At 47.1% G+C, this 12852-nt stretch carries 12 protein-coding genes; all 12 read left to right on the top strand.

Features of this window, described 5'->3' with window-relative positions:
* The first annotated feature begins 11 nt into the window (after positions 1-11).
* On the top strand, positions 12-980 hold the full coding sequence (gene mraY, locus ACSNJE_RS11650) for a phospho-N-acetylmuramoyl-pentapeptide-transferase (RefSeq protein WP_083436752.1): 969 nt from the start codon (positions 12-14) through the stop codon (positions 978-980).
* A 13-nt stretch (positions 981-993) separates the two neighbouring features.
* Entirely contained in the window at positions 994-2358 is a 1365-nt protein-coding gene (gene murD / locus ACSNJE_RS11645) for a UDP-N-acetylmuramoyl-L-alanine--D-glutamate ligase (protein ID WP_495252712.1), read from the top strand.
* 4 nt (positions 2359-2362) lie between these two features.
* Complete coding sequence (spoVE, locus tag ACSNJE_RS11640; protein ID WP_013121007.1) at positions 2363-3466, top strand: stage V sporulation protein E; 1104 nt, start codon at positions 2363-2365, stop codon at positions 3464-3466.
* 11 nt (positions 3467-3477) lie between these two features.
* Positions 3478-4584 (top strand): undecaprenyldiphospho-muramoylpentapeptide beta-N-acetylglucosaminyltransferase, encoded by a 1107-nt coding sequence (gene murG, locus ACSNJE_RS11635; protein ID WP_474774307.1) that lies wholly within the window; start codon positions 3478-3480, stop codon positions 4582-4584.
* Between the two features lie 132 nt (positions 4585-4716).
* Entirely contained in the window at positions 4717-6096 is a 1380-nt protein-coding gene (murC, locus tag ACSNJE_RS11630; protein ID WP_474774308.1) for a UDP-N-acetylmuramate--L-alanine ligase, read from the top strand.
* Complete coding sequence (gene murB / locus ACSNJE_RS11625) at positions 6097-7005, top strand: UDP-N-acetylmuramate dehydrogenase (protein WP_474774309.1); 909 nt, start codon at positions 6097-6099, stop codon at positions 7003-7005.
* A gap of 20 nt (positions 7006-7025) precedes the next feature.
* Entirely contained in the window at positions 7026-8282 is a 1257-nt protein-coding gene (gene murA, locus ACSNJE_RS11620) for a UDP-N-acetylglucosamine 1-carboxyvinyltransferase (protein ID WP_052216853.1), read from the top strand.
* 99 nt (positions 8283-8381) lie between these two features.
* A complete protein-coding gene (locus ACSNJE_RS11615) occupies positions 8382-9128 on the top strand; it encodes a cell division protein FtsQ/DivIB (protein WP_160315516.1) in 747 nt (248 codons plus the stop codon).
* Between the two features lie 36 nt (positions 9129-9164).
* Entirely contained in the window at positions 9165-9869 is a 705-nt protein-coding gene (locus ACSNJE_RS11610; RefSeq protein ID WP_052216851.1) for a DUF881 domain-containing protein, read from the top strand.
* A 2-nt stretch (positions 9870-9871) separates the two neighbouring features.
* The gene (locus ACSNJE_RS11605) at positions 9872-10201 is read left to right on the top strand and encodes a small basic family protein (protein WP_013121000.1); all 330 of its coding nucleotides are present in this window, start codon (positions 9872-9874) and stop codon (positions 10199-10201) included.
* Between the two features lie 138 nt (positions 10202-10339).
* Entirely contained in the window at positions 10340-11536 is a 1197-nt protein-coding gene (ftsA, locus tag ACSNJE_RS11600; RefSeq protein ID WP_495252711.1) for a cell division protein FtsA, read from the top strand.
* 63 nt (positions 11537-11599) lie between these two features.
* The gene (gene ftsZ / locus ACSNJE_RS11595; RefSeq protein WP_013120998.1) at positions 11600-12655 is read left to right on the top strand and encodes a cell division protein FtsZ; all 1056 of its coding nucleotides are present in this window, start codon (positions 11600-11602) and stop codon (positions 12653-12655) included.
* Positions 12656-12852 lie beyond the last annotated feature (197 nt).

Below are 12852 nucleotides of genomic sequence, written 5' to 3'. Positions count from 1 at the left end.
GGGGAGAGAAAGTGGAAAAGGTAGTATCAGGACTAGGGGTCTCACTACTAATTTCTATAATGTTGGGGCCAATACTGATTCCTGTTTTACACAAATTAAAATTCGGGCAATATATTCGGGCCGAAGGCCCGCAAAAGCACCTGAAAAAAGCCGGCACTCCCACCATGGGGGGAATAATGTTTCTTACGGCCATCGGAGCTGCCTCTCTGCTCATTGCGGATAAGACGGGCGATGTTTTATTAGTTTTGGCAGGCTTAACCCTTTTCGGCCTATTAGGGTTTATCGACGACTATATTAAGGTGGTTATGAGAAGAAACCTGGGGCTTAGGGCCCGGCATAAACTGGTCGGCCAATTTTTTTCGGCAGCTTTGATGCTCACTGTAGCAGTATTTGTGTTAAACCGGGGAACGGACCTGATTATTCCTTTCGGTGGCCAGCTCCGGGTGAATTTGGGGGTGCCCCTTTATCTGTTGCTGGGTTCCTTGGTCATAGTTGCCACAACTAATGCCGTAAACCTTACCGATGGGCTGGATGGATTGGCAGCCGGAGTCACGGCTGTGGCGGCGGTTGCGTATATAATAGTCGCTCTAATGATGGGTAAAACAGGGGTTGCTGTTGTAGCAGCGGCTGTTGCCGGTGGCTGTATCGGGTTTTTAAGGTATAACGCTCATCCGGCCAAAGTGTTTATGGGAGATACAGGTTCCCTTGCTTTGGGAGGAGCGCTGGCGGGACTGGCTGTGGTCACTAAAACAGAACTTTTTTTACCGATTATTGGTATTGTTTACGTGCTGGATACTTTGTCCGTAATCATTCAGGTTATTTCTTTTAAAACTACCGGGAAAAGAGTTTTTCTGATGAGTCCTTTACATCATCATTACGAATTGAAGGGCTGGTCGGAATGGAAAATAGTTATTTTTTTCTGGCTGCTGGCTGTGGCAGGGGCTGTTTTGGGAATACTAGGAATGTATGAGTCAGGTTAGGATGTGAATTGGTATGGAAGCTTTAAACTTAAAAAATAAGAGAGTACTGGTGGTAGGGATTGGCAAAAGCGGATTGGCGGTGGCTGGCTTTTTGGCGGGCAAGGGAGCTTCTGTAACCATCACTGACAAAAAAGCGAGGCAGGACCTGGGGCAGGCTGTAAACAGCCTGCCAAAGGAAGTGACTGTTGCAGCGGGGGCGTACCCCGAGGTGACGCCTGATAGCTTTGACATGGTTGTCACCAGCCCAGGAGTTCCTTTAACGGAACAACCCCTGCGGCAGGCGTTGGAACGCAAAGTACCTTTGCTTAGTGAACTGGAATTGGCATACCGGTTTGCCCGGTCGCCGGTCGTGGCCATTACCGGCACCAACGGAAAGACCACCACCACGACTCTGACCGGGGAAATTTTTAAGGCCGCGGGCCGGCGGGTATTGGTCGGGGGCAATATTGGGCTGCCGCTGGTGGCGGAGGTTGAAAAATATGCACGGGAAGACATCATTGTTGCCGAAGTAAGCAGTTTTCAACTGGAATGCATCCACCGGTTTAAACCGAAGGTGTCCATCATTCTGAATTTTACGCCTGACCATTTGGATAGGCATGGCACCTTTGAAAATTATATTTTGGCCAAAGCGCGAATTTTTGAAAACCAGGGCCCCGAAGATTTTGCGGTACTGAATTTTGATGACCCGAAGGTGGCTGCTTGGGCAGAACAGGTTAAAGCCCAGGTTATATTTTTCAGCCGCCGGCATAAGTTAGAAAAAGGAGTCTATGTCCGGCAGGACAGAATTATTATTGACCTGGGCCAGGGCTCCAAAGATGTTTGTTCGGTTAAAGATATTTTTATTCGGGGCAACCATAACCTGGAAAATGCGTTGGCGGCCACGGCGGCGGCAGCAGCCCTGGGCGTGGAACCGGAGGTTATAGCGGAAGTCTTGCGTACCTTCAGGGGTGTCCCGCACCGGATGGAACATGTTGCTGAAATCAACGGAGTGGTGTATATTAATGATTCGAAAGGCACAAATCCGGATGCAGCCATGAAGGCCCTGGATTCTTATGATCAACCCCTGGTGTTAATTGCGGGAGGCCGCAATAAAGGCAGTGACTTCACTGCTTTTGCGGCCAAAGTCAGGGAAAAGGTCAGGGCGCTGGTGGTTTTGGGCGAGTGTGCCGACGAGATTATAGAGAGCATGAATAAAGTCGGTTTCAGTAATATCTACCGTGCTCATACTTTGGAAGAAGCGGTGAGAAAAGCTGCTGAAGTTGCCAATCCCGGAGAGATAGTTCTGCTGTCACCGGCCTGCGCAAGCTGGGACATGTTCAAAGATTTCGAACAACGCGGGGAAAAATTCAAGGAGGTTGTCCTGAGTTTAAGGAGGTAGCGCTTTGACCCTGCGTAAAAAATCACCGGATTTTTTGCTGTTTATGGCCACAATTTTACTGCTGGTTATAGGTATCGTTATGGTTTACAGCGCGAGCCAGGTTACAGCCCATGAAAGGTTGCACGATACATATTATTACCTCAAGAAACAGCTTTTATGGGCCAGCGTCGGGATTGGTGCTATGATGCTGGCCATGGGGATAGATTACTGGAAGTACAAGAAAATGGCGATTCCTTTTCTGGTTTTGGCTTTTTCATTGCTAGTTATGGTACTCCTGCCCGGCATTGGGAAAACCGTTAAAGGCGCGCAACGCTGGATTGGTTTAGGACCGTTTACGATACAACCTTCAGAAATGGTTAAACTGTCCCTGGTAATTTTTATGTCTTATGGGTTATCAGTGCAAAAACACAAGATAAAAAAATTTTCCCAGGGACTACTGCCCAATTTGTTGATTCTCGGTTTGGCCTGCGGTCTTATATTACTGCAACCAGACCTGGGAACAGCAGTATCTGTGGCCGGCACAGTTTTCGTCATGTTGTTTGCAGCGGGAGCCGAGGCTAGGCACTTATCTGCTCTGGCCCTGGCGGGGATAGGGGCAGTCGGCCTGGCAATAGCTTTTGAACCTTACCGACTGCGGCGGTTCCTGGCATTTCTTGATCCCTGGGCAGACCCGTTGGGCAGCGGATTTCATATTATTCAGTCGCTATATGCCTTGGGTTCCGGAGGACTCTTTGGTTTGGGCCTGGGGCAAAGCCACCAGAAGTTTTTCTATTTGCCCGAACAACACACTGATTTTATTTTTGCCGTATTGGGTGAGGAGTTGGGATTTTTGGGCGGAAGTCTGGTGTTGCTGCTTTTCATACTTTTTGTATGGCGGGGTTTCCGGATTGCCCTAAGTTCGCCTGATTCCTTTTCCAGTTTGCTGGCCGTAGGCATCACTACAATGGTGGCGCTGCAGGCCATCATAAACATTGGCGTGGTTACCGGCTCCATGCCGGTAACGGGAATTCCGCTGCCACTGATCAGTTTTGGCGGTTCATCCCTGATCTTTACCTTAATCGGTGTAGGTATTTTGCTCAATATTTCCAAGTATGGCTCAGTCCGTTAGGGGGATAACAAATGAAGGTTATCGTTTCCGGGGGAGGAACAGGGGGTCATATATATCCGGCTTTGGCAATAGCCAAAGGCCTTCAGGAAGCCGAAGCGGGTACTGAAGTCCTCTATGTGGGCACGGCCAAAGGCCTGGAAGCAGGGATTGTCCCGCAGACCGGGGTCCCTTTCAGAACTGTTACGGTTGAAGGGCTGCCGAGGAAAATAGGGGTGCGGTTGTTTTCTTCTTTGCTTAAAGTGACCAAAGGTTTTTTTCAGGCCATGCAGATTATGGACGAATTCAGGCCTGACATTGTTATCGGCACCGGAGGTTATGTATGCGGCCCTGTAGTTCTGGCGGCTGTACTGAAAAAAATTCCGACGCTCATTCATGAACAAAATGCTTTCCCCGGCATAACCAATAAACTGCTGGCCCGACTAGTTAATCGGGTGGCAACCACATTTCCGGAATCGGTCAAGTATTTTAAAAATCCCGGGAAAGTTGTTGTCACCGGTCTGCCTGTCAGGCCGGAAATCCTTAATGCCAGGCCGGAGGATGGAACAGACCTGGGTTTTGCACCCGACCGGTTCAATGTTTTGGTTGTTGGCGGCAGCAGAGGAGCCAGGTCTATCAACCTGGCTATGGTGGAAGTTCTGGAACATTTCCATAACCATGCGGGTGTCCGGCTATTGCTGGTCACCGGCGAATCGGGTTATCACGAATTAAATGACAGGCTGAAGCTGCGGGGCTTGGACCCGGCCAAGCTCAACAATATCATCATTAGGCCTTATCTGCATAATATGCCCGCGGCCCTCGCCGCCGCAAACCTCATTGTATGCCGGGCCGGCGCCACTACGATAGCCGAGATTACAGCCAAAGGAATTCCAAGCATCTTAATTCCATATCCCTACGCGGCGGAAAACCACCAGGAATACAATGCGAGAGCCCTTGTGGACAAGGGTGCGGCAGTTATGATTAAAGACGCCGAATTGACGGGGCGTAAGATTATCGAAAACGTTGAACTCCTACGCCAGGATATACAACTTTGGCATAAAATGGCGGAAAAGTCAAAGGCACTGGGAAGGCCAGATGCCTTGCAAAATATAGTCAAATTAGCGCAAAACCTTTTAAAATAGAGCTTCGATTGGACAAGTTGTATCATTAAAAAGGACAAGTTCATTCACCCTCTAATCAATATCTGCATACTATAGGGTAGAGCTTTCGGTTGATACGATAAGGTTTTTGCCGGGAAGGAGCTGAACAAGTCATTGGGTAAGGACCAGACACAATTTCACTTTATCGGTATCGGCGGCGCCGGGATGAGCGGTTTAGCAAGAATTTTGCTGCAAAAAGGTATGAGAGTAAGTGGTTCTGATATCAAGAGCAGCCGCACTTTTTCTCAATTAAAAGAACTTGGGGCAAAGGTTTATCTCGGCCATAGTCGGGAAAATATATCGGAAGAAATTAGAGTCGTAGTAGTTTCCTCCGCAATATCCCCGGATAACGAGGAACTGGCGGAAGCCAGGAAGAAGGGATTGAAGATACTACACCGGGGCGATGTGCTGGCCGGTTTAATGGCAGAGAAAAAAGGGATTGCAGTAGCTGGAGCTCATGGAAAAACGACCACCACTTCAATGATTGCGCTTGTGCTGGAAAAAAACGGCCTGGATCCTACGGTAGTCGTCGGAGGGGAATTATTCGATATAGGTAGCAATGCCAAGCTGGGTAAGGGAGAATACCTGGTGGCTGAGGCGGACGAAAGTGACGGGTCTTTTTTGAAGCTGTCTCCTTATATTGAAGTAATAACCAATATTGAAGACGATCACCTGGATTATTATGGCTCAACGGAGAAAATAGATGCAGCCTTCCAGGAGTTTACCGAAAAAATTCCCGACGAAGGTTTTTGCATTTTATGCTTCAACAGTCCCAAAGTAAAGGTTCTGGCCGACAAATTAAAGAAGCCTTTTATCAGCTACGGTATTGGAGTGCCGGCTGAATATGAAGGTCGAAATGTATTATGCCAGGGTACGCAAAGTTCTGTAGACGTTTTTTACAGGAACGAATATTTGGGCAAGTTACGGCTTAATGTTCCCGGCGAGCATAATTTAGCCAATGCCCTGGCCGCTTTGGCTGTTGGTCGGCTGGTAGGTTTAAGCTTCGAGCAGGTGGCAGATGCTCTGGCCAGCTTTACCGGTGTGGGAAGGCGGTTTCAATTAATAGGACAGGTAAAAGGCATAACTGTTGTTGATGATTATGCCCATCATCCTACCGAACTGAAAGCTACTTTGCAAGCCGCCCGAAAGGCAGGTTTTACAAGGATAATCAGTGTGTTTCAACCTCACCGGTTTACTCGGACCAAATTCCTGTACAGACAATTTGGTGAAGCATTCCATGGTCCTGATATTATCATTATTACTGAAATATATAGCGCCGGCGAAAAACCTATTGCCGGGGTCAGCGCCCAACTGATCATCGATGAAGTCAAAAAACATACTACGGCGCCGGTTTATTTTCTAAAGACTGAAGAAGATATTCTCGAATTTTTGCTGGCTAATACCAGGTCGGGCGACCTGGTTCTAACCCTTGGAGCAGGGAACATATGGGCCGTAGGGGTTGAGTTGGTCAGACGGTTGAAAGAGGGAAAGTAAATGAGCATTTGCAGGTTCAGAGAGGAACTGCAAAATCTCATATCCGGTGAAATCCTCGTAAACGAACCGATGTCATTACATACCACCTGGCGGATAGGCGGGCCGGCAGACCTCATGCTTATTCCGGAAGATATTGAAGACTGTTGGGCCGCTATAAAACTAGCCAAAAAATATGGGATACCATATTTAGTTATGGGCAATGGTTCCAATTTGCTGGTCAAGGACAGAGGTATCCGGGGGCTGGTCATAAAAATGGCCGCGGGGGAAGTTAAGGTTGACGAGGAACAGAATTTAATTTTTGCTCCTGCAGGAACTCTGTTGCCGGTTGTTGCCAGGGTCGCTGCCGACCATGCTTTGAGCGGCCTGGAATTTGCTGTCGGCATTCCGGCAAGCGTGGGCGGGGCCATTGTTATGAATGCCGGTGCACACGGCAAAAGTATCGGTGAGGTTGTTAAGGAGGTGAATGTTCTTGACTCCGACGGCGAACTGTTGGTTTTGCCGGGAAGAGACCTGGATTTTCGGTACCGGTACAGCAACATATTCCAAAAGAATTTCATTGTCACAAAAGCTGTATTTTTGTTAGCAAGAGCTCCTGCTGTGGAAATAAAGAAACGCATGACTGAGTTTTTGGAAAAGAGAAGGCAATTGCAGCCCGTAGGCAAACCTAATGCCGGCAGTGTTTTTAAAAACCCGGCCGGGACTTCTGCAGGGAGGTTGATAGATGCAGCCGGCTGCAAGGGATTGACCGTTGGAGACGCTCAGGTGTCCGAAAAGCACGCCAATTTTATTCTAAACCTGGACAGCGCTACTGCCCACGATGTTTTGACCTTGATTGAACAGGTCAAAAACGCGGTTTATAAAAAATTTAATGTTATGTTGGAATTGGAAGTACAGGTAGTAGGGGAGTAGCCGAAACTGGAGGTGACAAATTGCAGAAGTTCATTGTCATCGGAGGCAAGCGGCTTAATGGCAGGATCAGGGTAAGCGGAGCAAAAAACGCCACACTTCCCGTGTTGGCTGCCAGTTTACTGACCGATAAGGGCTGTTTGATTCATGAAGTTCCAAAGCTCAAGGATATCGATGTGATGAAAGAGGTTCTCAAGTATCTGGGATCTGTGATAGAATGCCGGGGTTCTTCCCTTAAGCTAGATAACAGCCGCGTTTGCTCGAAGGAAATTTCCGAAGATTTGATGCGCCGTATGCGGGCTTCCAACCTGGTTATGGGCCCCCTGTTAGCCAGATTCGGCCACGTGAGAGCTGCTTATCCCGGAGGGTGTGCCATCGGGTCAAGACCTATGGACCTGCATTTAAAAGGTTTTGCCGCTCTGGGGGCGGAAATTACGGAAAAACATGGGTTTGTGGAGGCCAGAGCAAATTGCCTGAAAGGCGCCGAAATACACCTGGATTTTCCAAGTGTCGGAGCCACAGAAAATCTGATGATGGCAGCTGTTTTGGCCCGCGGCCAGACGGTAATCAAAAATGCGGCAAAAGAACCGGAAATTGTTGACTTGCAAAACTTTTTGAACAGCCTGGGAGCAAAGGTGCGCGGCGCCGGAACTGATGTGATTAAAATTGAGGGCGCAGGGGAATTGGAGCTTGCCGAACATACCGTAATTCCTGACCGTATTGAGGCAGCTACCCACCTGATAGCCGGGGCAATTACGGCTGGCGAAGTTGTTGTGGAAAATGTTATCCCCGAACATCTGGATTCAGTAATTGCTAAATTGCGTGAAGCAGGAGCAGACATTCAGGTGGGCCAGAACTGGATCAAAGTAGCCAGCGACGGGAAATTCAAAGCCGTAGATGTCAAAACTTTACCTTATCCTGGGTTTCCCACCGATGTCCAGGCGCAGTTAATGGTTCTAATGACTGTGGCGCAGGGGACAAGTATAATTTCAGAAAGTATCTTTGAAAACAGGTTCAAGCATGTTGATGAACTTCGCCGGATGGGAGCTGATATCAAAATCGAGGGACGTACAGCTATTGTAAAAGGCACCTCAAAGCTAAGCGGGACCTTTGTTGAAGCTACGGATCTACGGGCGGGAGCAGCTTTGGTACTGGCTGGCCTGATTGCGGAAGATGCCACAGTAATAGAAAACATATGGCACATTGACAGAGGTTATGAGGATTTGGAAAAAAAATACTCCGCGCTAGGGGCACGGATAATGCGGGTGAACAGTGTTTGAATTGGCAGCAGGAAGCTGCTTTTTTTGGTTTAGGCAGGGACAAGTTGTGATATATTTTTCCTTTCAGTTTTGGTATAATATAACCGTGAGGTGATCCAGGTGCCTAACATACGTTCGGGAAGGCCTCGACATACCAGACAAAGTTTGCCTTTGCAGGGACTTTTTTTTATTTTACTTTTAATTTGTGGAATTTATGCTCTTTTAAACTCTTCTTTTTTTTCTGTTTCCCGGATTATCGTAGACGGGAACAAGCAACTTAAAACCCAGGAGATTGTCAATCTTTCAGGCATTACATTGGGAACCAATACTTTCAAGTTAAAAATAGACGAAATCGAAAAGAGAATTTTGCTGCATCCTTTGGTGAAAAAGGTAACGGTCAAGCGTTTGCTGCCGGGGAAAATTAAAATAGACCTGGAGGAACGGGTTGGACAAGGCTTACTGCCCAAAGACGGCGGATTTTATGTAATCGATAGTGAGGGGGTATTTTTATACCCTGTAGACAGCATAGAAAAAATAAATTTGCCGATAATTACCGGAGTCCGGTTTGGTAAAATTAAGACCGGCCAAAAAATAAAGTCGGAGGGGCTAAGGAGTGCGCTTGATTATTTGGCCATTATGCCCCCTGAAATTTCCACCATTGTTTCTGAAATTAACTGTGCTGATCCGGAAAACATAATTATGTATACCATTGATGGGGTAGAGGTACGTTTGGGAAATACGGAAAACGCGACAGAAAAACTGGAAATCTACAGGCAGGTAGCAAGCCAAAAATTTCAACAAAAAATTCAGTATATTGATCTGAGTTATCATAACAAACCTGTTGTAAAATTTTACTCCAAGCCGTAGTAATTTTAATAGCAGAGAAAGGTAAGGGATGCACCAATGAAAAGAGGTCAACTGTATGTGGCCATTGTGCTCCTCGTTTTAGGCATGATGCTGGCCGTACAGTTTCGTACTACCAAAGATATCCAACAGAACGCACCTATCAGCAGGGCACAGGAATTAACAGCCCGGCTCAAAGATGTTACGGAGGAAAGAGATAGCCTGCTTATCGAGGTATCGGATTTAAGAAAAAAATTGGAACAAACGGGCCGGAAGGGCGGGGCCGGCAAAGCCATCAGCGACGAACTGGATAAGGCCCGCATGGTGGCCGGTCTTACCCCGGTAGAAGGGCCCGGTGTGGAAGTAGTTCTAAATGATAGCCCGAAAAAACTGGAACCGGGCGAAGACCCGAATTTATATATTTTACATGAAGAAGATTTGCTGAAAGTAGTGAATGAGTTAAGAGCCGGCGGAGCTGAAGCTATTTCGATTAATGGCCAAAGGTTGCTTGCCAATTCGGAGATCAGGTGTGCAGGTACTACTATTTTGGTAAATACGAAAAAGATTGTACCCCCGATTACAATCTTGGCTACCGGTGACCCTAAGGCTCTGCAAAGCTCCCTGGAAATAAAGGGAGGTATCCTGGAGACCCTGAGGTTTTGGGGCTTACAGGCGGATGTGCAACAAAAACAAAAAGTAGAAATACCTGCTTACGACGGACCTGTGGTATTTCAGTATTCCAAATCGGTAAAAGAGGGTGATTAATTGTGTGGCTACCTGTTTTGGGATTGGCTTTGGGGCTGATTATCGGGCTTATTGTTCCTATCAGCATGCCCCAGGCCTATGTGCAATATATGTCCGTAGCTGTGCTGGCGGCTCTTGACTCGGTTTTTGGCGGGGCGCGGGCCGGTTTGGAAAAAAAGTTTGACGATGTTGTTTTTATTACGGGATTTTTTAGCAATACATTACTGGCGGCGGGTTTGGCCTATATTGGCGAAAGGCTGGGGGTGGCGTTATACACGGCTGCCATTTTTGCCTTCGGCGTCAGACTTTTCCAAAATTTGGCCATAATAAGACGCCATATATTGAAAAAATAAAAAAATTCACCAGTAAAAAGAGGGAATTTGATTTCTATGTGGAATTTTCCTTTTAAGTAAATTCCCACATGTTAAGTAATTTCCTATATGTTAAGTAATTTCCCATATGTAAATAATTTCCCATACGGAGGTGGAAGGTTGTCCCTGCCAAATGTGCTGGTCGGAATTGACATTGGGACTTCCGGGATAAAGATAACTGTTGCCGACAGTACAGATAACTTTGTGATTAAAGCCATGGCTGAGTACCCCAGCCAAGGGGTGCAAAAAGGCCGTATTATAGATATAGACAGGGCGGTAAAGTCCCTGGAAAATGCAATTCGTCTCGCTGAAGAGGCGGGAAGGACCGAAATACGGGACATAATTGTTAACGTTTCCGGTCCGGAAGTGCAGGGTATATTAAGTACGGGTTCTTTGTTGATAAGTAGATCCAGTCACCGGGTAACCGAGTGGGACGTGGTACGTGTTCTGGAATTGGCTCGCCAAAATATCGTTCCAACGGGAAAAGAAACAATCTGTACAGTACCCCGGAGTTTTTTTGTTGATGGGAACTATACCCCTAACCCGGTTGGGTTGAGAGGGCGCCTACTGGAAGTGGAAACGATGCTCATATTGGCGCCGCCTGATTTGCTGCAAGAAAGGCTGGATCTGGCTAATAGGCTTGGACTGAAGGTTGATTCCGTAAACGCCGGTATTGTTGCTACGGCCGGGTCAGCTTTATCACCGGAAGACGCCGGTGTCGCTTTAGTGGATGTTGGTGCCGGCTTAACGGAAATTGGTATTTTCGACGAGCGGGGATTATGCTGGTTGACAAGCTTACCCATTGGAGGAGATTACATAACATCGGACATATCTTTTGGGTTACAGGTACCCAAGGAATTGGCTGAGAAAATTAAATTGCAGTTCGGTTCTTTAAACCGGGATGATTTTCATGAAGTTTTCACCATTCCGGGACTGAAAGGTGACGGACCAAAGAAAATTAACAGGCAGTTTGTTACTGAAATAATTGACTCCCGCATTACTGAAATATTTGATTTAATTAAACAGGCAATTCTGCAGTCGGGATACAATGACAGGGTGCGAAAAGGTTTGATTTTTACCGGTGGTGTTACCAAAGTTCCGGGTTTTTTGGAAAGAGCCCATGAATATCTAAAAGTACCTGTGTGTCTGGGCCACAATGACGGAATTTACTTGGGCGACCCCCGTTACAGTTGTTCCCTTGGCTTGGTTTTGTGTCACTCCCAAAATGTTGCAGGTTTGCAACAGACGGCCAGTGTTAAAGATGAATCAATGGGGTTCCTTGCGAGAATTATCCGGATTTTTAAAAAGTTCGTATGAAGGTTTTCCGGAAAATAACTGCATCATGAGCATTTCAAAGTTTTAAAGGAGGTCTTTCGGAGCATGCTCGAATTTGATATGGAATTGGACCAGTTCGCCAACATAAAAGTTATTGGGGTAGGTGGCGGAGGAAATAATGCTGTTAACCGGATGATATCAGCTGGCCTGAAAGGAGTTGAATTTATAACCGTAAACACCGATGCCCAGGCTTTGTACCTGTCCCAGGCGCCGCAAAAAATTCAGATAGGAGCTAAACTTACCAAGGGATTAGGGGCCGGCGCAAATCCTGAAATTGGGCAGAAAGCGGCAGAAGAGAACAGGGAAGAACTTGTACAAGCCCTGAAGGGCGCCGATATGGTGTTTGTTACTGCCGGTATGGGCGGTGGAACCGGAACAGGCGCTGCGCCTATTGTAGCGGAGGTAGCCAAGGAAGTAGGGGCATTGACTGTAGGTGTAGTGACCAAGCCTTTTACTTTTGAGGGGCGGAAACGTCTTACACAGGCTGAAGCGGGGATAAACAACCTGAAAGAAAAAGTCGATACCCTTATTACGATACCCAACGACAGGTTATTACAGGTGATTGACAAACATACTTCCATTGTTGAAGCGTTTCGTATCGCCGATGATGTGCTAAGGCAGGGTGTACAGGGCATATCGGACCTCATTGCCGTACCCGGGTTGATAAACCTGGATTTTGCCGATGTAAAGACAATTATGACTGACACAGGTTCAGCGCTTATGGGAATAGGCATTGCCTCCGGGGAAAACAGGGCTGCGGAAGCTGCGAAACTGGCTATATCCAGCCCGCTCCTGGAAACTTCCATCGAAGGAGCACGCGGCGTATTGCTTAACATTACCGGCGGAACCAGTTTGGGGCTTTTTGAAGTAAATGAGGCAGCCGAAATCATTGCCAAAGCTGCTGACCCGGAAGCCAACATAATTTTTGGTGCGGTAATAGACGACAATATGCAGGATGAAGTTAGGGTCACAGTAATTGCCACAGGTTTCGATAACAGGAACCCCCGCCGGGGCATTTCCAGCGATACTGCCGGTATAGATATTAAACCTTTTACGGCTGTAGATGAATTAGATATTCCCGCTTTTTTACGGAGAAAATAATTGAGGTACCATACCCTCTACGTTATGTAGAGGGTATTTTTGAATAAATTATGCATGGAAATTATCTAACCCGCATAAAGAGTTTATGATAGGATTATTTTGCGACAGAATGCATGAAAAGCTTTGCTCAATTTACCTGCCAACGGTATGGAAAACTTTTCGGTCGGTTGTCACAAGCAAGAGAATGGTTGGGGTTT

This window comes from Thermincola sp. GK-1 (assembly GCF_059412445.1).
This window is presented reverse-complemented; position numbering and strand designations above follow the sequence as displayed.